Below are 23,669 nucleotides of genomic sequence, written 5' to 3'. Positions count from 1 at the left end.
AAAGTGTGACAACGCCGAGCTTGGCGTGATCGTTCCCACGCTCCGCGTGGGAATGCATCCTGTGACGCTCCGCGTCACGCTTGTGAAGGGACGCAGAGCGTCCCGGGCGGCATTCCCACGCAGAGCGTGGGAACGATCATCAGCAGGGTAGGGTTAGAAAAGCACCTTCGCCACATCCGCAAACTTCTTGGCGAAATGCACGGTGATCCCTTCCTTCAGGTAATCCGGCAGTTCCTCGAAGTTACCCCGATTCGGCTCCGGCAGAATCAGCTCGAAAATCTTCTGCCGCCGCGCCGCGATCACCTTCTCACGTACCCCGCCAATCGGCAGTACATGCCCGGTCAGTGTCAGTTCGCCGGTCATTGCCACGCCTTTTTTCGGCGGCTGATTACGGGCGAGGGAGAGCAGGGCACTGGCCATGGTCACGCCGGCGCTCGGGCCGTCTTTCGGCGTGGCGCCTTCTGGCACATGCAGGTGGACAAAAGCCTCGTCGAAGAATTTCGGATCGCCACCGAAGGATTTCAGGTGCGAACTGACGTAGCTGTAGGCGATCTCCGCCGACTCCTTCATCACATCGCCCAATTGCCCGGTAAGTTTGAAACCTCGGTTCAGGGTGTGAATCCGCGTGGCCTCGATCGGCAAGGTCGCGCCGCCCATGCTCGTCCAGGCGAGACCGGTAATCACGCCGGTGCCGGACAACACTTGCTCGTTGCGGAACACCGGATGGCCGAGGGACGCTTCGAGGTCTTTCGGGCCGATCTTGATCACCGCTTTCGGCTCATCAATCAGCTTCATCACCGCTTTGCGCACCAGTTTGCCCATCTGCTTTTCCAGCTGGCGCACGCCGGCTTCACGGGCGTAGCCGTCGATCAAGGCTTTGAGCGCCGTGTCGCTGATGCTCAGGCTGCCCTTGGACACGCCGGCCTTTTCCAGCAGTTTCGGCCACAGATGACGCTTGGCGATGGCGACTTTTTCTTCGGTGATGTAGCCCGACAGGCGAATCACTTCCATCCGGTCAAGCAACGGGCCGGGAATCGAATCCAGGGTGTTGGCGGTGCAGACGAACAGGACTTTCGACAGGTCCATCCGCAGATCGAGGTAGTGGTCGAGGAATTCGACGTTCTGTTCCGGGTCGAGGGTTTCCAGCAGCGCCGAGGCCGGGTCGCCCTGGTAGCTCTGGCCCATCTTGTCGATCTCGTCGAGCATGATCACCGGGTTCATCACTTCGACGTCTTTCAACGCCTGGACGAGTTTGCCCGGCTGCGCGCCGATGTAGGTGCGGCGATGGCCCTTGATCTCGGCTTCGTCGCGCATGCCGCCGAGGCTGAAGCGGTAGAACGGCCGGCCGAGGGATTCGGCAATGGACTTGCCGACGCTGGTTTTACCCACGCCTGGCGGGCCGACCAGCAGCACGATGGAACCGCTGATCTCGCCTTTATAGGCACCGACCGCGAGAAATTCGAGGATGCGGTCCTTGATGTCGTCCAGACCGGCGTGGTGTTTGTCCAGCACCTTGCGCGCGTGCTTGAGGTCGAGTTTGTCCTCGCCGTACACGCCCCACGGCACCGAGGTCGCCCAGTCGAGGTAGTTGCGGGTGACCGCGTACTCCGGCGATCCGGTTTCGAGGATCGACAGTTTGTTCATCTCTTCTTCAAGGCGCTTTTGCACCTGCGTCGGCAGGACTTTGCCTTCCAGACGCTGCTCGAACTGTTCGAGGTCGGCGCTGCGGTCGTCCTTGGTCAGGCCGAGTTCCTGCTGGATGACCTTGAGCTGTTCTTTAAGGAAGAACTCGCGCTGATGCTCGCCGATCTTGCGGTTCACCTCGGCGGAGATTTCTTTTTGCAGGCGCGCGACTTCGACTTCCTTGCGCAGCATCGGCAGGACTTTTTCCATGCGCTTGAGCATCGGCACACAGTCGAGCACTTCCTGCAATTCGGGGCCGGTGGCGGAGGTCAGGGCGGCGGCGAAGTCTGTCAGTGGCGACGGATCGTTGGGGCTGAAGCGGTTGAGGTAGTTCTTCAGCTCTTCGCTGTACAGCGGGTTGAGCGGCAGCAGTTCCTTGATCGCGTTGATCAGCGCCATGCCGTAGGCCTTGACCTCGTCGGTCGGCTCGGTGGGCTGGTGTGGGTATTCGACTTCCACCAGATACGGCGGGCGATGGTGCTTGAGCCAGGTCTTGATGCGCACACGGCTCAGGCCCTGGGCGACGAATTGCAGTTTGCCGTTTTCGCGGCTGGCGTGGTGCACCTTGACCAGGGTGCCGTATTGCGGCAATGCCTTGGTGTCGAAGTGGCGCGGGTCTTCCTGGGGCGTGTCCATGAAGAACAGGGCCAGGGAGTGGTGGTCGGATTTGCTGACCAGTTCGAGGGTTTCGGCCCAGGGTTCTTCGTTGACGATGACCGGCAGGACCTGGGCCGGGAAGAACGGGCGGTTGTGGATCGGGATGATGTAGACCTTGTCCGGCAGGTTCTGGCCGGGCAGGGCGAGGCCTTTGCCGGGGACGTGGTGTTCGATGTGTTCGGCTTGGGTTTCGGTGATGTCGTCGGGGTTCTCGGGGAATTCTTGCTGGTCGCTCATGGGGCACCTGCGCAATGGGGTATGGGTGTTAGATGGGGCAGGGTTTTGGTGGTTTCAATGGGGGTGGATGTTTCTGCTTGTGTGTTCAGGGTTTTGACAGGGTTTGGGCTTTGGGCTTGGCGGCCTTTGGGCCGACCATGCTCTGGGTGTTTTGGGTGAATATCCGTTGCTTCGGGTGCTGCGGCTGGCGGTTTCGCCCTTACGGCGAGTCCCTTTTGGCAAACGCCCCAAAAGGAACCAAAAGGTCTCGCCCCGGCGTTCGGCCCTCGCAAGCTCGGGTCCCTTCGCTCCGGCGTCCCTCCGGGGGCATCGACTTCGTCGATGAGTTCGGCTTCGCCAAACGGCGCTGCGCGCCAATCCCCGGATGAACACCTCCACTCAGCCTTCCGAAGGGGCGGGTAGATCAAGATCAAAAGCGTTGTCGAGCTAACGCTCATCCGGTTTGTTTGGGGGAGCCATGCGCGGGTTGGTCGACCGGGGAATGGAACCTGGCAGGGCGTAGGCCCTCCCGCGCATGGCTGTAACGTGATCGTTCCCACGCTCCGCGTGGGAATGCAGCCCGGGACGCTCCGCGTCCCAATCGATCTGCCAGCGAATGTGGTCTGTGGCTGGCAGGTCGATTTCGTCAGGGCGACTCAGCTGTGTGTTGGGTAGCGCTGTACTTCGACGTTATCCAGCACCCGATTCACCGCCAGTTCAGCCAGCATGATGATTTGCTGAATGGCCAGAATTGTCCGCCGCTGCGGGAGGTCGATGTGTGAGGCGATGTCACTGGTCATGAGGCTGGCCTGTGCCAGTGATTCGCAGGCGTGGACCAGCAGGCTTTCACTGTCCTGATCGGGTGCGACCTGGAACATGGTGCTGGGTTTGTGGAAGCGCAGGGTGGTGGTGTTGGGTTTCAGGTAGTGGTCGAGCGCGCGCTCGGCAGCGTCGTGGAGTTTTTTGGAGTCTGGTGATTCGTAGGGCGATGCGTCGTTTGATTCGGGGGGATTGGGTGTTGGTTTTTTCATTTTTTACTCCTCAGGAATGGGTCCATTCCTCTAATTGCCGCGACGCAAAAAGAGGGGTGGCAGCTGTACGCGGGTTCGCGGACCGACCTGAGGCATTCGGCATACCCGAAGGTATCCCGCGCACAGCCACCATAAACAAGCATTTGAGGTGCTGCTGTTAAGCGGCGGCAATTATGCCTCAGAAGTCGGGCCGCGACGCCCGTTCGCTGAATTTGCAGCGACCTCGAAAGCCTATCCATCCCGTTTCCGAGCGACAACCGACGCGACATGTCAGAAACATCCCCTGCAAACACCCTGTCTGTAGGACATACACACCCAGTGTAAAAACGCAGCCCACAAAAAAGGCGACACCCCTCACAGGGCATCGCCTTTTTCCTTACTGCCGTTACAACTTATTCCGGCAGTTTGTACGCAATCACATAGTCACCCATCTTGGTGCCCAGCGAGCCGTGACCACCCACCACGAGCAGGACGTATTGCTTGCCGTCCTTGCCGGTGTAGGTCATCGGGGTCGCTTGGCCGCCCGCAGGCAGGCGCGATTTCCACAGTTCTTTACCAGAGTTCACGTCGTAGGCGCGCAGGTACTGGTCGAGGGTGCCGCTGAGGAAGCCGACGCCGCCAGCAGTAACGATCGAGCCGCCCATGCTAGGCACACCCAGGGTGAAGCCGATCGGGATTGGCGAGCTGTCGCGGCTGGTGCCGTTCTTGCGTTTCCAGACGACTTTGCCGGTGGTCAGGTCGATACCGGCGACGTAGCCCCAGGCCGGGGCCTGGCACGGTACGCCGAGTGGCGACATGAACGGGTGCATGATCACCGCATAAGGCGCGCCGGTGTTTGGTTGCACGCCAGCGGTTTCGCTCTCGCGTTTGCTGCCGGCCGCGACTTTTTCGCGTGGCACCATTTTCGAGACGAAGGCCATGTAGTTCGGGCTGGTGAACAGCATCTGGCGAACCGGGTCGACAGAAACACCGCCCCAGTTGAACACGCCGACGTTACCCGGATAGATCAGGCTGCCCTGTTCCGACGGAGGCGTGTATTGGCCTTCGTAGCGCAATTCCTTGAACTGGATGCGGCACAGCATCTGGTCGAACGGGCTGGCGCCCCACATGGCTTTTTCGGTCAGTTCCGGGGCCAGCAGGTTCAGGTCCGAACGGGCCTGGGTCGGTGCGGTGTGGTCGCCTTTCACGGCGCCTTGCGGAACCGGGATTTCCTTGATCGGGATGATCGGCGTGCCGTCACGACGGTCGAGGACGTACAGGCTGCCCTGTTTGGTCGGGGCGATCAGCGCAGGCTTGATGCCGTCGGCGGTTTTCATGTCCAGCAGGGTTGGCTGGCTGCCAACGTCCATGTCCCACAGGTCGTGGTGGGTGAACTGGTAGTTCCAGCGCACTTTACCGGTGGTCAGGTCCAGGGCGACGACGCCGGCGCTGAATTTCTCGGCGCCCGGGGTGCGGTCAGCGCCCCACTGGTCTGGGGTCTGGTTGCCCAGTGGCAGGTAAACCATGTTGAGTTTTTCATCAACACTGGCCAGCGACCACATGTTCGCCGAGTTGCGGCTGTAGATCTGGCCCGGGGCCAACGGTTCGGTGGCGTCCGGGTTGTTGCTGTCCCAGTTCCACACCAGGTGACCGTCGCGAACGTCGTAGGCGCGGATCACGCCGGACGGCTCGTTGGTCGATTCGTTGTCGGTCACGTGGCCACCCATGATCACCAGATCACGAGTAATCGCGGCTGGCGAGGTGGAGTAGTAGCCACCCGGGGTGAACGGGCCGATGCCCTGGGTCAGGTCAACCACGCCTTTGTTGCCGAAGCCTTCGCAGATCTTGCCGGTGTCGGCGTTCAGTGCGATCAGGCGGGCATCGGCGGTCGGCAGGTACAGGCGACGCGGGCACGCCTGGGCGACGGCTTTGCCGGCCTCGGAGATGACGGCGGAAGCGGCAGTTGCAGACTTGGCGTACGCGGCTTCGTCGTAGTACGACACGCCACGGCAGGTCATGTGGGCGAAGCCCTTGAAGCCGACCGGGCTTTTGATCTGCGGGTCGAAGCGCCACAGTTCCTTGCCGGTGTCCGGGTCCAGCGCCAGCACTTTACTGTGAGCGGTGCAGGCATAGAGCATGCCGTTGGCTTTCAGCGGAGTGTTTTCGTTGGTGAGCTCGACCGGGTCATCAGCAGTCGGCAGGTCGCCGGTCTGGATGCGCCAGGCTTCTTGCAGCTTGCCGACGTTGGCCGGGGTGATCTGCTTCAGTGGCGAGTAGCGGTCACCGAATTCGCTGCGGCCATAGGCCTGCCAGTCGCCATCGGGCATGGCTGGCGCGGTGCTGGTGGTGTCGGCGGTGTCGCGACCCAGTTCGCCAAAGGTTTCGCCCGGGTGGGTGAACAGGCTGGCCAGAGCGGTGACGCCGGCCAGAATCACGGCCACGGTCAGGCCGCCGGTGCCCATCGGCGCCGGGCCGTTAAGCAGCAGCGGACGACGGAACCACGGCAGCAGCATCACGAAGCCGAGGACAAACCACAGTGCCAGACGCGGCACCAGTTGCCACCAGTCCAGACCGACTTCCCACAGCGCCCAGACGGTGCTGGCGAACAGCACGATGGCGTACAGGCCCAGTGCTGCGCGGCGACGCATCAGCATCAGAATGCCAGTCAGCGTGATGCCGATACCGGCCAGCAGGTAGTACAGCGAGCCGCCGAGCGTGCTCAGCTTGATTCCCCCGGCCAGCATGGCCAGGCCCATCAGTAGAAGCAGAATGCCGAGCAGGCTCGGAAGCAGACGGCCTCGACTCGAAGCACTTTCGGTGCTCATAGTGTGGTTCTCCGTGACGTTTCAAGTAGTCCCGCGCTGTAGTCACTGTAGATGACGATTGGGCGCGGGCATGGTTCATATAAAACTTGTTCAGCTAAGTGAATCTTCTGCGGGTACCGGTCAGAACGACGACTGGATCTTGATCCCGCCGATCAGCGCGTCATCGACCTTGTCCACACCACCCGGATGGCGGATGTATTGCAGGTTCGGGCGCACGGTCAGCCAATTGGTGACGTGCACGCCGTAATAGAGTTCGGCGCTGTATTCGGTGTCCTGCGGCGGCAGGTAGGACGGATCGTCGTAGTCGTAGACGGCGCGGGCCTGGTTGGTCGCTTCGGCGTTCTTGCGGTAGGCCGGGTTGACGTGGACGCGAGCCAGGGCAAAGCCGATATCGTCCTTGGCGCGGGCGTCGAACAGGCCTTTGTAGACCACGCCGGCCTGAACGTAGTTGTCGACGGCGTTGGTCTTCTTGTCGTGCATCGTGCCGTTGGCAAACACGCTCAGGCCACGGGAGTTGTCGCTGGCGACGCTGGTGATCTGCTGCTGCACGCCGAGCCACACGCCGTGTTTGCTGGAGGCGCTGCGATAGGCCTCGCCGCTCAGGGCCGCCGGCTGGCCGTTGCTGTCTTTATAGGCGTCAGTGGCCTTGGCGTTGCTGTAGTAGTAACCGGCGCGGTATTCGCCCGGCAGGCCGTTCAGTTTCGGCGTCCACACCAGTTCGATCGGCAGGATCGCGCCCTGGGTGCCGCTGCCGCTGAGTTTGAAGCCGTTGCCGCGATCGAGGTTCGACGGGTTCTGCTCATAGGCGCCGACCTGCGCGTACAACTCTGGTGTCAGGTGATATTTGACGCGCAGCGCCCATTGGCTGACCGGCCAGTTGTACCAGATGCCACCCACCCAGTTGCCGACCTGCGAGCCGCAGAACGCCAGGTTCTGGAAGTCGCACGGGAAGCTGTTGAAGTCTTCGCCTTCGCCGAAGCGGCCGACCTTGATGTCGAGCTTCTGGTCGAAGAATTTCTGCTGATACCACATCTGTGTCAGGCGGGTGGTCTGGCCACGGCCCCAGACTTCCTGGGCCGAGGTGAAGCCGCCGACGCGCGGGTCGTTGATGCGGTCGTTGCTGATGTTGTTGCCGCTGCGCTTGGTCACGGTCAACTGGAATTCGGCGTCGTTCCAGCCCAGCAGTTTTTGCAGGTCCAGATGCGTGCCGAGGCCCCATTGATCGCTGTAGCGCGCAGTGCGGTCGTGGTCATAGCCGCCGTGCAGGTTGCTACCCATTTCGCCGGTGTAGTCGAGCTTGAAGTCGATGCCTTTGGCCGAGAGTTCGCTGCGGGTGCCGTTCCAGTCACCGAGCATATACGGTGATTCACTGTCGAAGGCCGGAGCGGCCTGGGTGCAGGTGGCGAGGCCAAGGGCGGTGCAGCCGCCGATCAGGCGCAGGGTTGAGATAGCGCTGTCTCGGGAGAACGGAAAATCAGGCATGAAATGGGTCTTTCTTGATCTTTTTGGGGGGATGGGCTGACCGCTACGATTTGACGCAGGCAGTGAAGCGATTCAGCAGAAGGGCGGCAGGATAATGTCCCGTTACAAAAACACAAAGTGCTTTTGCAGACATGAACCCTTTCGGATTCGGTAACAGTGCGGCAATCGATCACATTGCCGCTGTCGACGGAGCCTGCGATCTTGCGCGGTTCACCTACATTTGAAGGAAGGCCTTCCACCGGCTCAGCCCCTCGGCTAAGGTGCGCGGCTTCTGCATTTTCACTTCGCCCAAAGGCCCGGCATGAACGACCACAACCCCGATCCGCTGCACGGCGTGACCCTCGAACAGATCCTCAATGCACTGGTGACCCACTACGAATGGTCGGGCCTGGCCGAGCGCATCGACATCCGTTGCTTCAAGAGCGATCCGACCATCAAGTCGAGCCTGACCTTTTTGCGCAAGACGCCATGGGCGCGGGAGAAGGTCGAACGCCTGTACGTTAAGTTGATGCGCACCAAGCGTCCGCTCTGAGATGAACGCCGTGCGGCGGCGACACCTGATCACTTCGGCCGCGGTGCTGGGCTGGGCCGGGCTGGGGATTCAGCTGTACCTGATTTTCTTCGCTCGCCTGAGCGTTGGCGCCAGTCTGCTGGGCGGGCTGGTGAGTTTCTTCAGTTACTTCACCGTGATCACCAACACCCTGGTGGCGGTGGTGCTGACCTGCGCGGTAACGAATCGCGAATCCGCTGCACGGCGCTGGTTTCTGCAACCCTGGGTCAGCAGCGGGATTGCCGTCAGCATTGCCGTGGTGGGCCTGGCCTACAGCCTTTTGCTGCGGCATCTGTGGCATCCGCAGGGCTGGCAGTTTCTCGCCGACGAATTGCTGCACGACGTGATGCCGCTGCTGTTCCTGGCTTACTGGTGGTTTTGCGTGCCGAAGGGCAGCTTGCGTCTGAAGCACCTGCCGCTATGGCTGATCTATCCGCTGGTGTACTTCGCCTATGCGCTGTTGCGCGGGCATCTGCTGGGGGCTTACGCGTATCTGTTCATTGACGTGGCACTGCTGGGTTATCCACAGGTGTTCGTCAATGCAGGAGGGATTCTGCTGGGGTTTGTGCTGATTGCGTTGTTGGTGATCGGGATTGATCGCTGGAAGGGGCGGCGCCTTTAACAGCGCCGCCGCTCGTTTCACTCTTCTTCGGAGCCTTCGGCGCGCCAGTAACCGACGGCTTTGACAAACTGCTCGTCCAGCCCGTGCTCATCGAGCAGCACCCGGCGGATCTGCCGCGAGACTTTCGTTTCTGTCGCTACCCACGCATACAGATTGCCCTTTGGCACCTGCAACTGTTTCACGGTGGTCAGCAGGCTGTCCTTGTTGTCTCCGCGCAATACCCAGATCACATTGACCTGCGCCGCGCTTTCCAGCGTTTGCTGCTCCTTGCCGTTTTCCACTTCGATCACCACCAGCGCCTTGCGATTGGCCGTCAGGCCTTCGAGGCGGCGGGCGATGGCGGGCAGGGCGGTTTCGTCGCCGATCAGCAGGTAGCTGTCGAAGATGTCCGGCACGATCATCGAACCACGCGGGCCGCCGATGTGCAGGAATTGCCCAGGCTTGGCCTGTTCCGCCCAGGTCGAGGCAGGGCCGTCTCCGTGGAGGACGAAGTCGATGTCCAGCTCAAGCTTGTCGAGGTCATAGCGACGCGGGGTGTAGTCGCGCATTTCCGGCATCGGTACGTCGCTCTTGCCGGCGCCGAGCACCAGGGTTTCCAGCGCGGCGGCCTGTTCGGCGTTCTGCGGGAACAGCAGTTTGACGTGATCGTCGGTACCGAGGCTGATGAACCCGGCCAGTTCCGGCCCGCCGAGGGTGATGCGGCGCATGCGCGGGGTCAGATCGACCACTCGCAAAACCTCGAGTCGGCGGCGTTTGATTTCATGCATTACGCGGTGGATGCCTTGGGTCTGGACTTCAGTCATTCGGCTTTCTCCGGGGCAGGTTGAACGGCGGGGCCGTCGACAATGGCTTTGGCGGTGTCGTTGAGCAGGTCACGCACCCGCAGGATTTCTTCCGGGCTCCAGCGCCCGTGGTGCATTTGCAGGGCGTGGCGCAGGTTATGCACCGCTTCATGGATTTCCGGCGGCCGGTCGTGGCCGCGCAACGAGCGCTTGCTGACATCGATGCGCATGCGCACGCCGTCGAGGGCCACCGCCTGTTCGCTCAGCGATTGGCGACCGGCATCGGTGACCGCGTAACGCTTTTTGCCGCCCTCGGCATCGCCGGTGATCATTTCGCTTTCTTCGAGAAACGTCAGGGTCGGGTAGATCACGCCGGGGCTGGGGCTGTAGGCGCCGTCGAACATGGTTTCGATCTGGCGGATCAGGTCGTAGCCGTGGCAGGGCTGTTCGGCGATCAATGCCAGCAACAGCAATTTCAGGTCACCCGGTGCGAATACCCGGGGGCCGCGCCCGCCGCGTTCACGGCCGTGGCGTTTTTCGAAGCCGTCACGGCTGTCGCCGTGGTCGCGGTGGGGGGAATGATGGTCTCTCATTTCAGTCTTCTCTCGTCGTGTTTAGATACAACTTAAGATATATCTTTACGGCTGGGCAAGGTCTTTTTGCCCGAGAAGAAATGGCAGCTGACGAGTGGTCAGCAGGTGCAAAAGGAGCGTAGCCGGACGAATATGGGTTACTTGTTCATCCAGACAAGAATAACCAGAAGGTTAAAGCTCACACTCTATTAATGCTTGAGCTTATATTCTAAAAACAATAGAAAGTGCCGTCTCGCCGTACTCTAGATGTTGTAATGTTTTTTCTTTTTAACTGTGGGTAGGGTATTGCTTACAGTCGCTTTTATATATTTTTATATTTTGATGTTTTTTCTTTCGTGTCACGAGGTTGTTGAACTACGAGCTCGTGGGAAGTTGCCTGCTTACATTCTTGAGCCAAGAGTCGATCATGCCCCGGCGTTGAACTTTCATGTTTCGGTTCTTATCGACCGGTATGACATGAACTTCAATGTTTCGATTCCTTAAAAGAAAACAGGTACTGACCGATGTTCAAGAAAATCGCAATCACCGCTTCTCTCGCCGCCCTGGCCCTGAGCTCCTCCGTGACCTTCGCCGCCGGTGAAGCGCGTCACTCCATCAGCCTCATCGCCCACGTACCTACCAATGGTTTCTACGTGGTGCCGACCGATGCAGATCTGGTCAACAAGGACCAGGACATGAGTTTCCAGCCAAGCACCGGCAAGATGCGCGAAATCAATGGTTTCTTCGATGTACGCAACAATAACGGTTCGGTTCATGCCAGCCTTGAAAGTGTTCCGCAGTTGATCTACGGGAACGAAACCATCGCACTGGAAGTACTGTTCAATAACAAAGTGCTGACCCAGACTCCGCAAATGGTCGTGGGTGAGTCCGAGTCCGATGTGAACTATCGTGCTCCGCTGAAAATCAGCGCCAAGGGCACCACGTTCAATCCGGGTGATTACACCGGTACTGTCGCGATGACCTTCGACGCCGTGCCGCCGGTTGCTGGGCGTTGATCAAGTCTCTGCGCTGACTGCCCGGTAGCGTTTCCCGGCGGGACAACCCCTCCCCGATTTGTCCCGCCGGACTTCAACTTGTTCGAAATCAGAGTAAGAGTTCATGTTCCCGATGACACCCATCGCGGTTGCGCTTGCACTGCTGTTTTGTACCGGTGCGATGGCGGCCCCTGCTCCTGCGGGTACGACACCTCGCAGTCTGCTGGCGCAAGCCAAAGGTTTGCCGGCGGATTTCGAGGAGCATTTCTTCGACGTACCCCTGGCGGTGCGGGTCGAGCTTGACCAGCAACCGCTGGGCGAGGCCCTGGTGGTGCTGTCGCGCGATGATCGCATCACCCTGCTTGAATTCACCGATACCAGCGAGAACCGCTACGGCCCCGCCGAGCGGGAAAAGTGGGCTGCTTTCCTCAAGCCAGGTGTGCCGCTGGGCGATTGCTCCGGATCTTGTCCGGATGATGTGCTGGCGGTGCACTACAACCTGGAAAACTCCCTGGTCTCGATCCTCACCCGCAATGCCGAGCGCGATCTCGAGGCCAAGCGTTATCACGACCAGCCTCTGGAAGGCAGCAGCGGTCTGATGGTGCGCAACCAGCTCAATCTCAATGGTGGTCAGGATCAGGACCTGGGCGGGCGCTATGGCCTGGAGGCCAGTGGCAGCCTGGGCAACTGGAGCCAGACGTTCAACATGCAACTGGCACGCATGGGCGGCCCCGACGACAAGCTTTACCACGCCGTGCACGAGCTTTACACCCAGCGCGAGCTGCAAGGCAGCTTCTTTCGCCTGGGCTATTTCACCCCCAATTCCGAAGGCCTGACCCGTCAGCCGCGTACATTCGGCACTAGCCCTGACACGGCTGTCGGTGTGATGTACGGCAGCTCCGACAGTCTGGCCATCAACAATGCAATGCCCAGCGTTTACCCGATTTATGTCACCGCCAACCGTCAGGGTTCGGTGGAGATCTATCGCGACGGCCTGCTGATCAACACCCAGTCGGTGCCCGCCGGTTTGCAGACTCTCGACACCCGGCCATTGCCTGGCGGCATCTATGAAGTGGAAGTGCGGCTGGTCGAAGACGGGCAGATAACTTCCAGCACTCAGGAACTGGTCTACAAGCCGAACAACTGGCGCAACCTCGACGAGCGCTGGCGCTACAACCTGTTCGCCGGTGAAGAGAGCAAGCTGCTCAGCAACTGGGATCAACAGGCCAGCGGCAGTCCTACGGCTGGAGCATCGATCAACTACCTGGCGCACCCTCGGGTGATTCTTGGACTCTCGGCGCGTCAGATCCGGGAAAAACTGCAATACGGCACGTCCATCGACTGGACCCTGGCCAACCACCTCAGCCTGTACGCCAACGTCTACCAGACTCGGGATTACGGCACAGGGCTGGATCTGCAAAGTCTTTACAACTATGGCGCCGGCAGCCTGATCCTCAGCCACAACCGAAGCTGGCTGGACACTACCAACCTCTACGACACCCTGCCTGACGGCACCCGTGTGCGACAACGCAACGTGTTCGTCGGCCAGACCAGCAACTCGTCACTGGCGATCAACCATCGGCTCGATCAGCGCAACTCCCTCAACGCCCGGGTTTCTCACAGCGAAGGTAACGTCGAAGGCGTCGGCGTGGATCTGGGCTGGAACCGGCGCACGGTGCTGTTCGGCAACGACGCCAACTGGCGCCTGTCGCTGTTCGACCGGCCGGGCAGTTTCAGCAGCGGCAATGATCGCAACCGTGGTGTCGATCTGAGCCTGAACCTGGCCATCGGCGCACCAGGCCAGCAGTTGACCGGCAGCATCGGCTCTCGTACCGACCGTGACGGCGGACGCGACAACAATGCCTCGATCGGCTGGCGCAAGGACTTCAAGGATCACGTGCTGCAAAACGTTTCGGTCACCGCGTTGAGCGACACCTACGGCATGGGCCTGTCGAGCCTGGCCAATTTCCGCACCGACACGGTCAATGGCGACGGTTTCGTTCAGCGTTCGTCCTACAACAACAATTTTACCGGTGGCCTCAACCTCGACAGCACCCTGGTGGTCGGCGGACAAAAGATGCTGATGACCAGCGAATACGAGATGCGCGGCGCCGGCATGATCGTCGACGTGGAGTCGGACATCGACGGCATTGTCCTGCGGGCCGATGACCTCAGTGGCGGTGGTACGGCGTTGAAACCGGGGCGCAATTTCATTCCGCTGACTGCGTACCAGAACAGCTCCGTGAGCTTCGACTTCGAAGGCAACCATGTGCCCGCCGCGACCATTGCCCCGGCCCGGACCCGCTATCACCTGAACAAGGGTGGCGTGGATTACCGGCAGATCCGGGTGATGAAAACCCTGACCGTGCTCGGCCGCCTGATCGATGAACAGGGCCGGCCACTCAAGGGGCATCACGTGATCAACCACGCCAGTCGCGGGGTGACGGAAGTCGACGGGTTCTTCTCGATGGAAATGAACGCCGGCTCCCCGACCCTGGAAGTGCGCCGCGATAACAACCTGCTGTGCCAGTTCCGTCTCAACGAAAAAGACCATCGAAGTGAAAACAGCGTGCTGATGATCGGCGACCTGCGCTGCACGCCGGACACCCTGGCCGATCTCGCATCCATCGAACAGAAGGCGGGTTGAGACCATGAAAAGATCTCCGTACTGGCTGGGCCTGCTGGCAGCGCTGAGCCTGCCATCGGCCGAGGCGGTCAATCAGGAAATCCGGGCGCTGTTCCAGCCCGATTCCTCGCAGCCGAACAAAAATGTGTTCGTCAACAAAACACCGAACAGCGGTTATTGCGCGACTTATCCCGGTCAGTGCTCCGTGAGCAATATGTTCAGCATTCAGATTCCGGTGCGGTTCGAATCCACACGCGCCATTGCGCCTGGCGATGGTTTGGGAGTGAGGGCACCGGCCAATTGGCGGCGGTTGATGGTCACGAACCGGGACACACAGGAAACCGAAACCGTTGAAGTGCGAATCATCGGTATAGGGTCCAACTTTATCCTGAGCGATTCGGCTGCCAATCTGGTGGGGGTGACAAACATCCTTGAAGGGCATCAGAGACTCTGGACCAGCAGCAGTTGGGTCTATGTTCCGTCACCCTGTGCATACAGTGGCGTAGGTGCCTATTCCCCTGCGGCCTACAGGTTTTTCTGGAAGGCACCCGTAGAGGCCGCGTGTACCAAAGTGGCCGCCTACCGAATCCCGTCGATGTCCTTCGACACCCTCGATTTTGCCTATGAGTTGCGTACACCCAATCCTCTGGGCATGTCCTCCGGGCTGTACACCGGATCGCTGTCCTACACACTCGGTCCCACCGGCGACTTCCAGATGGGGTCGATGATGGTGCCGGATGACGGCAATCTGACCCTGGACTTCGTACTGGACGTGCAACACACGCTGAAAGTCGATCTTCCGCCCGGTGGAAACAAGATTGCGCTAGAGCCCGCCGGAGGCTGGCAACGCTGGATCGACAGCGGTCGCCGGCCGACAGAGATCTTTCGTGATCAGCCGTTTTTCCTGTCCTCGTCTTCGCGATTCAAGGTGATGCTGCAATGCAGCTCTCTGGGGGGGGCGGACTGCGACATTGGCAATAACCAGGTGGGTTACTCCAAGTTTCAGGTCCGGCTCACGGTACCGCCGGGCATCGTGGGACCCGGAAATCAAGACGGTTGGTCCAGCACTCTAAGCCACAACACGTGGATCGGCCCGTTCGAACTCAGCCGGTACATCGACCGCAAACAGGGAATGCTGCGCTTCTTCATTTCCCCCCGATTCATGGATTTTCTCAGGCCCGGCATGAACGGCACGCTGACGGGCAACGCCACGATCATTTTCGATTCGGAAGTATGACTGCCCGACACGCGGCCATTCCGGTTTCTCATGAGGTTGAAACGATGACACGACTGTTTTTTCTGTTGCTGTGCGCGATGTTCTGGACGACGGCCAACGCCGGGCCGCAGATCAATGTGGGGACGGTGTACGACTACCTGGACGGCGAGAAGAGCACCTACCTGAAACGGGTGTTCAACAGCGGCGACAGCACCGCGTTCGTCAAGGTCAACGTGCTGGAGATCGTTTACGGCAGCGACGGTCAGCCCAAGGAAATCCCGGTCACCAATGCCGCTGATGGTGCGTCGCGCAACGGCCTGATGGCCAGCCCGGCACGGCTGATCATCCCGGCCCAGGGTATGCAGGGTACGCGCTTGCTGTACATGGGCGAGCGCGATCGCGAGCGCTATTTCCGGGTGCGATTCGTGCCGGTGGTACCGGAGAAGGAGGACGACTTCGTGATCTCCAGCGAGGAGCGCGAAGACTACAAGAAGACGCTGTCGGCCGGCGTCAATGTGATGACCGGATTCGGCACGGTGTTTTTCGTGCGCCCGAAAGATGCCCGCTACGACACCGTCCTCAATGACACCGGTAGTCGGTATGAAGTGCGCAACAACGGCAACACGGTGGTGGTGGTCGACGAGTTCAAGAGCTGCTCGCTGGACAAGGAAACCGATTGCGGTGCGACCGTCAAACACCACGTCATGGCCGGCCGTACGTTCGGTTTCGATAAGGAAAAAGGCCGCGAATACCGCTTCAAGCTCGTCGAAGGCGAGCGCAGGCAGGATCTCAAGGTCGTCAGCCGCTGAATACGGATAACCCGATGAACAGACATTTTATGGCCGCCACACTGGCAGCAATCAGCGCATTGTCTTGCACCACGGCGTGGGCGGCCCGGGAAACGCTGCAGTTCGAAGTCACGCTGACGATCCCCAGCCGATCGTTCTACATCCTGCCGTCGGAACCGGGGTGGATTCATCGGCCACAGGTTCTGCTCTGGAACTACCCGGATTCAACACTTGGCGGCTTCAGCAAGAACTTCGATGTGCGGCATGACACCAGTGCCATCGAGGCTCGCCTGGAAAGTGCGCCGTACCTGTCCAATGGCAGGCCTGGCGAAAACATCGACCTGCGCGTGCGCTTCAACAATGTAGAGCTGAGTGCCGATCCGGCATTTCGTCAGGTGCTGTCAAAAGAGGAGGCCGTGACAGGCAAACGTGTTCCGCTGGAGATAGACCCGATCACACCGGTGGGCGGTTACAAGGCCGGCGAATACGTCGGCAACGTCCTGGTGCTGTTCAACGCCAGGGCCCCAGGCGAATAAGTGGTGACGACCGGCGTCCGTTCTTCGTTTACGGAACATGAAAGGTCGCAGTCAACACCTGCCACAAAGCCGCCAGGGAGGCGGCTTTTTATCGATGCAAAGGGAAGTGACATGATCAAGCAAGCGGTCATTGCCGTGTCCGTGGGCGTTTCGACGCCGATGTCCGGAGGCGTTTTCGCGGCGCAGGAGAAACACATCTTTGAAGTCTCGGTGGACATTCCGACCCTGGAATTTTATGTGATACCCAGCGAATCGGACTGGATCCACCATCAGCAGACGCTGCCCTGGGACCTGAGGACGTCCACCCTCGGTGGTCTGCGCAAGAACTTCGATGTACGCACCGACAGCAGCGCCATCGAAGCCCGTCTCGAAAGTTTCGCCATTCTTTCCAGCGGCCAGGACTCGCGGGATGACATCAGCCTGCGCGTCACCTTCAACGGCGTCGAACTGAACCACAACCCGGTACCGCGTCAGGTCGTGTCCCGCGAGGAGGCGGTGGCGGGCAAGCGGGTGAGCCTTGAAATCGAACCCCGTGTGCACCCGGACGGGTATACGCCGGGAGACTACTACGGCAGCGTCAACATCATTTTCAACGTGGCGGCCCCGGCGGGTTGAACGCTTGAAACACAACAGACCGATTGCTGAGCAAGGAGTTGGTAATGGTTTCAGGGTTGCGAAAGATCCACAGATTCAATCAGGCAATTGGGTGGGGCGGGGTATGCGGGTGGTTGCTGTCGAGCGCCGCGTACGGAGTGTCTCAGGAAATCCGTGCGGTCTACATTCCCGATCCGGCCAATCCACAGACCAACACCTTCATCAACCAGACACCCCAGAGCGGCTACTGCGGCACTTATCCAAACGATTGCAAACCCATGTCGGGTGTTCGCCTGCCACTGCGTTTCGCTTCAATACGAGCGATCGAACCGGGTGCGTCCGAGCGTAACGGCGCGATGTTCAAGATGCCGGCGCAATGGCGCAGCCTGGTGGTCACCAATGTGTTCACCGGTGAATCGGCAACGGTGGAAATGCGCATCGGCGGATTTGGTTCCCAGTATGTGCTGAGCGACACAGCGGCCAGCCTGACGGGCGAAACCGATGATCAGCAGGCGCATTTCAAACTCTGGGGAACCAGTTGGGGATTTGCGCCGTTACCTTGCCGCGCCGGAGCGATGTCATCGTACGGGCCGGACTTCTATCGCTTCTTCTGGAAAACACCTGCCGAAGGGACGTGCGCCAAACAGACGGCATTCATGATTCCGTGGATGTCGTACGGTTATCTGGACGTGGCCTATGAACTGCGTACGCCGAATCCGCTGCAGATGTCGGCCGGCCTGTACACAGGCGCATTGACCTATGGCGTCGGCCCCGGGATGGACATGGACACTGGCGACAATCTGTTGCCGGACAATTCGGCCGTGACCTTCAGGTTCGTGCTGGATGTGCAGCATGTGCTCAAGGTCGACATTCCCCCCGGCGGTAACAAGGTCGTACTGGTACCGCAAGGCGGCTGGCAGGCCTGGCTGCAACAGGGGCGCAAACCGGTGCGATTGTTCCGCGATCAGACCTTCAACATTTCGTCGTCGTCGCGATTCAAGATGTTTGTCGAATGCCAGTACGGCGGCGTGCAGTCCTGTGGGCTACGGGATGCCGAGGGGGGCGTGACCGATGCGCAAGTGTTCGTGAGTGTCAGCCTGCCCGACAGCATCACCGACAGCGCGGGCCAGCCTGTGCGTCGTCGGCCGTTGACGTCCAGCCCCGATGCCCCGGGATTTCAGCCGGGCCGGTTTCTGGAACGGGCAGCGGGCACGTTGCATTTCGAAATACCCAGGGACTACGTCGAGCAGATGCTGCAGCCCGGCCAGGCCAGGCGGTACGCCGGTAATGTCACGGTGATCTGGGATTCAGAGGTCTGACGCTCACCCTGAAGGCAACCGGTCCGGTTGCCTTCAGCTGACTCCGGTCGGGTCAGATCCTTGCGCGGGCCATGGCCTCGCGAGTCAGTCTTCGTTTCAACGCTTTCTCCTGCCGGCCAATGCCTTCAAGCAACTCGTCGTAAGTCTTCTGGCTCATTTTTTCCGGCGTGAAGACCGCTGCGTCCGGTATGGAGAGTTTGCGCGCCAGTTCGGCGAGTGCCCGCCTGAGTGGCGGTGAACGATCAGCGGATTCGACCCAAGTCGCCTGGGCTGCCCGCAAATCGATCAGCAGATCGGCCTTTTCCTGATGCGCACGAGTGTTGGCTTCGATTTCTCCCGGCCAGGTCTCACGCAGATACTGATCCCAGAAGGGTTGGTCGAGCATCTGGTCGATCAGACCGTCACCGGCTTCATCATCGACAATGCTGTCGTAGGCGGCATCAATGGTTTCATCGCTGACCCCGGCAACCTGACGGAATTTCATGGCCTCGGACTGCCAGGGCAGTTCAAGGCGTCTGGCCAGGCCTGTTTCATAGGCCAGATGGACTTCAACCTCGTCCGGTTCGCCTTCTCGGGCCGCGATATCGGCTCGGGCGATCTCGTTCACTTGCTTGAGTCGTGCAGCGCCTTTGGCCAGTGTCACCAATCGCCGTTCAAGCTCCTCGGGAGAGCTGGAAAAGGTGCGTGCCTCCGACTCCAGTACGCGTATTCCCATGCTGTTGAACAACTGGGCCCCGGCATCTTCGCAACCTTCGGGATCGGTGGACATCAGGAACAGCTCTTCGCGCAGCCGGGTGTCGATGTCCATGGCGTCGACCATTCGCCAGACACGGTCGGTCAACTGATCCAGGGCCTCGCCACCCTGTTGGTAGTCGGCAGAGCGGGTCAGGTCTTGCAGTACCCTGAAAAAACCATCGGAACCAGGCTCGCTTGCCAGTTCGTGCCACGCTTCTGGACGAAGAGCCCCGATGCCGGGCGTTTCATCAGCCAGTTCGGTGTCCACGGAAACCGGCCATTGCTCCAGCAAATCTTCAGCAATGGTCGCGTAGCTTTGCGAAGGGCGCATACCCACTGACCTTCGATATTGCTCGTAGGTGGAGCGGGCTCGTCTGGTGAGTTGATCCAGATGGACGCGAGTACGGGCGATCAGTCGTGCTTCATTGGAACCGGGCGCCACTTCGGGGATGTACCTGAGCGGATTGTTGCCCAGATCGAGAAAGAATCCTCGGGAGCGGGAAACATCGAACAGGCCCAGCGGCCAGGCGTCGATCTGCGTATTGATCAGGCTCAGGATCCGCAACCTTGGCATGCGCCCGACCGACAGGGGCATGCTGACGGGATTGTTGTCCAGCCTCAGGACTTCCAGGCGTGTCAGCGTGTTCAATTGCTGCGCATTGGCGGGTGTCAGTTGCAGCTGGTTGTCGTTCAGACGCAGGGTTTCCAGACGCTGCATCTGACCGATACTGGCCGGCAGGGTCTTGAGACCGCAGCGTCTGGCGCTCAGTTGTCGCAACTGAGGGAAATCCTTCAACAGCCCGTTCGAGGCCGAAGAGAACCCCTGACCGTCCAGGTTCAGTGTCGTGACCTGATCGAGCCAGGGTTTGAGGCCTTCGGGCAACTGCCTCCACCAATCCTGAAGGTCATGGGGCAGCATCTCTTTCGACAGGTCCAGCGCGTACCCACTCTCAAGGCTGGTGCTGCGCTCCTGGAACACCTCGGATCTGCGTTCGAAACACTCCAGAAGACGGTCGGCGATAAAGCGTCCGCCCTTGTGTTGATATGCCCAATAGGTTTGCGGCACCCCCATGCTCTCGTAGTCAACCGGCGCACTCTCTGCCCGGAGTTTATGTTCCCAGGATTTTAGTATTTCCTTCAAAGCTTTGAGTTCACGTTCCAGCCGTTCGACTTTCCAGTGCGCATCGCCGGTGCCGTGCAATGACCGGGTGAACGCCGTCACTTCTGTTTCGCTGAAATGCGGGTAGAGATTTCCGACTTTCTCTTCCACGGTCAGCGGCCCCTTGGATAGCCTCGGGCCGCGCAACAGCAGTTCCGTTTCCAGCGGGACGAATGGGTGGACGGAGGGGCGGGCCAGCAATGTCCTGCGTTCGGCCGGCGTCTCGCTCATGAGCATCACCCATTGCCTGAACATTCGCCCTTCACCGATGCGATAGCCAAGGGCCGTGCGCTTGGCTGAGGGCAAGGCTGACAGTACGGCGTCGTAGAAACCGGCAGCCTCGTGCAGTCTGTTGTGAGCTGCGTCATGCACCTCATAGCGGCCGTGTTCGTCCCTGATCAGCCTGCGCACCGTGGTGGCAGCATTAGGGCCCGCGCTGCAGCGCAGCTGGCCGTCGTCCGTGCCTTCGCGCACCTCGATGCGCCAGTCCTGGTAAGTGTCGGTGTGGATCTTCAAGGCATTCAGGGCGAGGCGTTCGGTGTCGGGTATCAGCAGTGCCGGATCATGCACGCCCTCATTGGCCCGGGTCGCCAGAACCTCGAATTCGATTTCGCGAGCCTGACTCTTCAGGCGCAGCGGGAGGCGTTGCTGGTCGGTCATGATGCTGTGTTCGGCAGCTGTCGCCTCGCCTGCCACCGATTCGGCGAGCCGTGCAGGCAACCGCGGAAAGTGGCGCTGGATCAACTGGGCCCCGGTATCGGGCGTGCGATTCTTGAAGTTGTACTGATAGTCGAAAATCTCCATTCGCCGGGTAACCGCGAGTTCGGCCAACTGGTTGCGCAACACTTGCACCCGTTCGGCCTTCGGGTAGTTCCCGCCGAGCAGGGATTGCATGTCGACGTCGTCGAGAAAGTCCACCAGCCGCTCAGGGAGTTTGTTGGCCATTACATCGGCAATGCCGATGGACAGTGTCTGACCGTCAGAAGCCTGGGGATTGCCGTATTGCCTGTAAGCACCGGTCAGATCGTTGTTTTGCCAGACCTTCAGGGCCTTGTCGGCAGGCCAGCCCGGCATGTCAGGGACTATCCGGTCGAACCAGTGCGATTCTGGATAGAGCGGCTGTCCGGTACGAATGAGTTCGCCGACATTTTTGGCTTCCTGCCAGGTCTTGAAGCGGGTGAGCGTATCGTCCAGTAACGGCGGTGGCGGGGTGTTTTCCACATGCATCCGGCGCAGCGAGTCGAACGGCGTGCCACTGATGCGGCGTATTCGTTCCAGCTCGGCGTCACTCAAACCGTCGACCGGGTGACCCATTCGGCGCATCAGGCGTGTGCCTTCCCACTCATGCGGGGTCTCGGCCTCGTGAGTCCAGGCCCCCCGGCCGTTGTGCTGCAGTCGTGGTGAATAAGCCTGCGGTCGGGAAGGGTGCTCGACACGATAGTGACCACTGTTGCGATCGAGCCTGACCGCATAGTGCCTGCCCTCCAGCGGCAGTACAGACTTGCCGGCGTGTTGGTGCAGACCCAGGGCATCCGGTCTGGAGCCAACCGGAAGCGTCAGTTGCGACTGCTCGTACGGTTTGAGATCCGGGTGCCACAAGCGCGTGCGGCCATCGAACGAACGCACCGCTTTCATGTTTTCAATCAACGGAGACAGCTTCAGCAGCAACGGCTTGGCGATCAAGGCGCCACTGGCGAAAGCCGCCAGTTGAAGAACATCGTTGACCACCCCCACCACATGCTCCGCGGCTTCTTCCCAATGGGCCAGCGTCAGATCCACCACACCTTCGATGACCTCATTGGTCAATTGCCAGGCGGTGTAGCCAAGCATTGCAAGGCCGACGACAGGCACAAAGGGCGCAGCCACCATCACCGCCACGTTCAGGATGTCCTGGACAATCTTGAAGACGTTCGCCCACCAGTCTGCGCGCGCGCTCTTGTCCGCATCGGCGGTAGGCACGGCAATGTTGCGTGCATCGTTGAGGATCTTGTCGAGCTGCCGCTGATAGAGAGATTCCCACAATGGCCCGGTGATGGCTGTCGCGCCGTATTGCAGGTTCGGGTTGCTGATCGGTGTTTCGCGCCAGGAGGGACGTGAGTCTCCGCGTTCGTGTGGATACCATTTCACATGCGTCAGACGCTGTTTGAGATCGGCGAAGAAGTGCCCGCGTTCATGGTGATCGACGAACTGACTGAAGAACTGCCAGTAATTGCCACTGCTGGAGGGCAGGGTTTCGTTCCTCTGCAACTGACCGGTCAGTTCCTTGAGAAAGGCGAGGTGGGAGTCGTATTCCTTCAACGGATGTTCGGGGTCGTGCGGGACGTAGACGATGACTCGCGAGGAATGCAGCGGCTGAGCGGGCTCGGGACGCAGGATCAGGATGCTGGTCAGCTTCAGATCCATGATGTTCAGCTCGCAGGCTTGCATCGATTGTTGGCCAAGCTTGAGTGCCACGCGACCATCGAGCAGGGCGCGAATCAGTTGAAAACCTTCGCGGCTGATCTCTTTTTTCGCCAACGCCATGTGCGCGGCTGCCTGCAGCGTGGCCTTGTGACTCTGTACAACCCGTGACTGCACATAACTGCGCGCCACCGGCTCGTCGTTCAACAGCATTTCCTGCAGGTGCGCTTGATAGAGTTTGCCGATATCCAGTTCCCGACACAGCGTCTGGAACTGGGCAACGGTCATCAGTCGATCAAGTGGCGAAATATCGTACTGATCATCCACATGTTCTCTTTTGACGAGAAACGCGGAATTCGATGCGTAAGTTTCGTTATAGGAAAAGTTGTTCAACGCGGCTTCGAGCAATGACACTTTTCTTGTAGTTGAACCCCTTAATGTCCCTATCACGTACCAAGGCGATGTGGCTTCGCGATACAGCATCAGAAACGTATTTCCGGTGTCGACATCAATGCCGGTTTTTTCCCGTAAACGGGCCTTGAGCAGCGGTTCGGCAAACGAGTGAATGTCTTTCAGTCGGGTCAGTGCCTTGTCGGCGCTGTTACGGGCTGCCCAGGCGTTTTTATTGACCCTGGCCAGTTGCGGCGTCATCCACGGCTCATGGCGAGGTTTGATCTTTCTCAACGCTTCGCCGTGTTGCGGCTTCATATCGATAAATACCGGATCGATCCGCGATTTGATTAATTCGTAATGTTGCCCTTTGTATTCAGTTGTTGCGGTCATGGGTACAGCCTTGAATAAGTCAGGAAGGTTCAGCCTAACGTTCAAGAGTGCAGAGAATTAGTTCAAAAGCCTGCTGTTCGAGTGCGAGCCTGGCAGGCAAATCATTGAATATTGGAATG

The 23,669-nt window shown here is 59.9% G+C and carries 16 protein-coding genes; 9 read left to right on the top strand and 7 right to left on the bottom strand.

What is annotated here, in order from left to right; translation table 11 throughout:
* Window positions 1–153 precede the first annotated feature (153 nt).
* From lon to AC3WRD_RS19870, 4 genes are all read right to left on the bottom strand, one after another.
* Complete coding sequence (gene lon / locus AC3WRD_RS19885) at window positions 154–2,577, bottom strand: endopeptidase La (protein ID WP_102620809.1); 2,424 nt, start codon at window positions 2,575–2,577, stop codon at window positions 154–156.
* Window positions 2,578–3,212: 635 nt separating this feature from the next.
* Window positions 3,213–3,587, bottom strand: a complete 375-nt coding sequence (locus AC3WRD_RS19880) for a DUF6124 family protein (protein ID WP_102620808.1) — start codon at window positions 3,585–3,587, stop codon at window positions 3,213–3,215.
* Between the two features lie 392 nt (window positions 3,588–3,979).
* Window positions 3,980–6,391 carry a glucose/quinate/shikimate family membrane-bound PQQ-dependent dehydrogenase gene (locus tag AC3WRD_RS19875; RefSeq protein WP_102620807.1) on the bottom strand — a complete coding sequence of 804 codons (2,412 nt, stop codon included), beginning with the start codon at window positions 6,389–6,391 and terminating at the stop codon, window positions 3,980–3,982.
* Between the two features lie 120 nt (window positions 6,392–6,511).
* Window positions 6,512–7,873 carry a carbohydrate porin gene (locus AC3WRD_RS19870; protein ID WP_102620806.1) on the bottom strand — a complete coding sequence of 454 codons (1,362 nt, stop codon included), beginning with the start codon at window positions 7,871–7,873 and terminating at the stop codon, window positions 6,512–6,514.
* Window positions 7,874–8,174: 301 nt separating this feature from the next.
* On the opposite strand from AC3WRD_RS19870, the gene AC3WRD_RS19865 reads away from it, so the two are divergent.
* Window positions 8,175–8,405 (top strand): VF530 family protein, encoded by a 231-nt coding sequence (locus tag AC3WRD_RS19865; protein ID WP_007956650.1) that lies wholly within the window; start codon window positions 8,175–8,177, stop codon window positions 8,403–8,405.
* A gap of 1 nt (window position 8,406) precedes the next feature.
* Window positions 8,407–9,045, top strand: a complete 639-nt coding sequence (locus tag AC3WRD_RS19860; protein ID WP_102620805.1) for a Pr6Pr family membrane protein — start codon at window positions 8,407–8,409, stop codon at window positions 9,043–9,045.
* A gap of 17 nt (window positions 9,046–9,062) precedes the next feature.
* Here the strand turns inward: AC3WRD_RS19860 and AC3WRD_RS19855 are convergent, their stop codons facing one another.
* Together AC3WRD_RS19855 and AC3WRD_RS19850 are read right to left on the bottom strand one after the other, a co-directional pair.
* Window positions 9,063–9,848, bottom strand: a complete 786-nt coding sequence (locus AC3WRD_RS19855) for a siderophore-interacting protein (protein ID WP_102620804.1) — start codon at window positions 9,846–9,848, stop codon at window positions 9,063–9,065.
* Window positions 9,845–10,420 (bottom strand): PadR family transcriptional regulator, encoded by a 576-nt coding sequence (locus tag AC3WRD_RS19850; protein WP_102620803.1) that lies wholly within the window; start codon window positions 10,418–10,420, stop codon window positions 9,845–9,847. The genes AC3WRD_RS19855 and AC3WRD_RS19850 overlap by 4 nt, the downstream gene beginning before the upstream one ends.
* A gap of 503 nt (window positions 10,421–10,923) precedes the next feature.
* Between AC3WRD_RS19850 and AC3WRD_RS19845 the strand changes: the two genes are divergently transcribed.
* From AC3WRD_RS19845 to AC3WRD_RS19815, 7 genes are all read left to right on the top strand, one after another.
* Window positions 10,924–11,415, top strand: a complete 492-nt coding sequence (locus tag AC3WRD_RS19845) for a CS1 type fimbrial major subunit (RefSeq protein ID WP_102620802.1) — start codon at window positions 10,924–10,926, stop codon at window positions 11,413–11,415.
* A gap of 103 nt (window positions 11,416–11,518) precedes the next feature.
* A complete protein-coding gene (locus AC3WRD_RS19840; protein WP_102620801.1) occupies window positions 11,519–14,041 on the top strand; it encodes a TcfC E-set like domain-containing protein in 2,523 nt (840 codons plus the stop codon).
* A 4-nt stretch (window positions 14,042–14,045) separates the two neighbouring features.
* Window positions 14,046–15,257, top strand: a complete 1,212-nt coding sequence (locus AC3WRD_RS19835; RefSeq protein ID WP_102620800.1) for a hypothetical protein — start codon at window positions 14,046–14,048, stop codon at window positions 15,255–15,257.
* Between the two features lie 44 nt (window positions 15,258–15,301).
* Window positions 15,302–16,045, top strand: coding sequence for a pilus assembly protein (locus AC3WRD_RS19830; RefSeq protein ID WP_102620799.1), 744 nt, complete (start codon window positions 15,302–15,304; stop codon window positions 16,043–16,045).
* Between the two features lie 14 nt (window positions 16,046–16,059).
* Window positions 16,060–16,560 (top strand): CS1 type fimbrial major subunit, encoded by a 501-nt coding sequence (locus AC3WRD_RS19825; protein ID WP_102620798.1) that lies wholly within the window; start codon window positions 16,060–16,062, stop codon window positions 16,558–16,560.
* A gap of 111 nt (window positions 16,561–16,671) precedes the next feature.
* A complete protein-coding gene (locus tag AC3WRD_RS19820; protein WP_102620797.1) occupies window positions 16,672–17,175 on the top strand; it encodes a CS1 type fimbrial major subunit in 504 nt (167 codons plus the stop codon).
* 137 nt (window positions 17,176–17,312) lie between these two features.
* The gene (locus AC3WRD_RS19815; RefSeq protein WP_256580615.1) at window positions 17,313–18,473 is read left to right on the top strand and encodes a hypothetical protein; all 1,161 of its coding nucleotides are present in this window, start codon (window positions 17,313–17,315) and stop codon (window positions 18,471–18,473) included.
* A gap of 52 nt (window positions 18,474–18,525) precedes the next feature.
* Here the strand turns inward: AC3WRD_RS19815 and AC3WRD_RS19810 are convergent, their stop codons facing one another.
* Complete coding sequence (locus AC3WRD_RS19810) at window positions 18,526–23,550, bottom strand: NEL-type E3 ubiquitin ligase domain-containing protein (protein ID WP_102620795.1); 5,025 nt, start codon at window positions 23,548–23,550, stop codon at window positions 18,526–18,528.
* Window positions 23,551–23,669: the final 119 nt, after the last annotated feature.

The organism is Pseudomonas sp. FW215-R2 (assembly GCF_058789255.1).
The sequence above is the reverse complement of the archived record's forward strand: the minus strand, read 5'-3'. Positions and strand labels throughout refer to the sequence as shown.

Coding starts and splice junctions, on each gene's coding strand:
- lon (WP_102620809.1), bottom strand. CDS start 2,577: ATGAGCGACCAGCAAGAATTCCCCGAGAACCCCGACGACATCACCGAA.
- AC3WRD_RS19880 (WP_102620808.1), bottom strand. CDS start 3,587: ATGAAAAAACCAACACCCAATCCCCCCGAATCAAACGACGCATCGCCC.
- AC3WRD_RS19875 (WP_102620807.1), bottom strand. CDS start 6,391: ATGAGCACCGAAAGTGCTTCGAGTCGAGGCCGTCTGCTTCCGAGCCTG.
- AC3WRD_RS19870 (WP_102620806.1), bottom strand. CDS start 7,873: ATGCCTGATTTTCCGTTCTCCCGAGACAGCGCTATCTCAACCCTGCGC.
- AC3WRD_RS19865 (WP_007956650.1), top strand. CDS start 8,175: ATGAACGACCACAACCCCGATCCGCTGCACGGCGTGACCCTCGAACAG.
- AC3WRD_RS19860 (WP_102620805.1), top strand. CDS start 8,407: ATGAACGCCGTGCGGCGGCGACACCTGATCACTTCGGCCGCGGTGCTG.
- AC3WRD_RS19855 (WP_102620804.1), bottom strand. CDS start 9,848: ATGACTGAAGTCCAGACCCAAGGCATCCACCGCGTAATGCATGAAATC.
- AC3WRD_RS19850 (WP_102620803.1), bottom strand. CDS start 10,420: ATGAGAGACCATCATTCCCCCCACCGCGACCACGGCGACAGCCGTGAC.
- AC3WRD_RS19845 (WP_102620802.1), top strand. CDS start 10,924: ATGTTCAAGAAAATCGCAATCACCGCTTCTCTCGCCGCCCTGGCCCTG.
- AC3WRD_RS19840 (WP_102620801.1), top strand. CDS start 11,519: ATGTTCCCGATGACACCCATCGCGGTTGCGCTTGCACTGCTGTTTTGT.
- AC3WRD_RS19835 (WP_102620800.1), top strand. CDS start 14,046: ATGAAAAGATCTCCGTACTGGCTGGGCCTGCTGGCAGCGCTGAGCCTG.
- AC3WRD_RS19830 (WP_102620799.1), top strand. CDS start 15,302: ATGACACGACTGTTTTTTCTGTTGCTGTGCGCGATGTTCTGGACGACG.
- AC3WRD_RS19825 (WP_102620798.1), top strand. CDS start 16,060: ATGAACAGACATTTTATGGCCGCCACACTGGCAGCAATCAGCGCATTG.
- AC3WRD_RS19820 (WP_102620797.1), top strand. CDS start 16,672: ATGATCAAGCAAGCGGTCATTGCCGTGTCCGTGGGCGTTTCGACGCCG.
- AC3WRD_RS19810 (WP_102620795.1), bottom strand. CDS start 23,550: ATGACCGCAACAACTGAATACAAAGGGCAACATTACGAATTAATCAAA.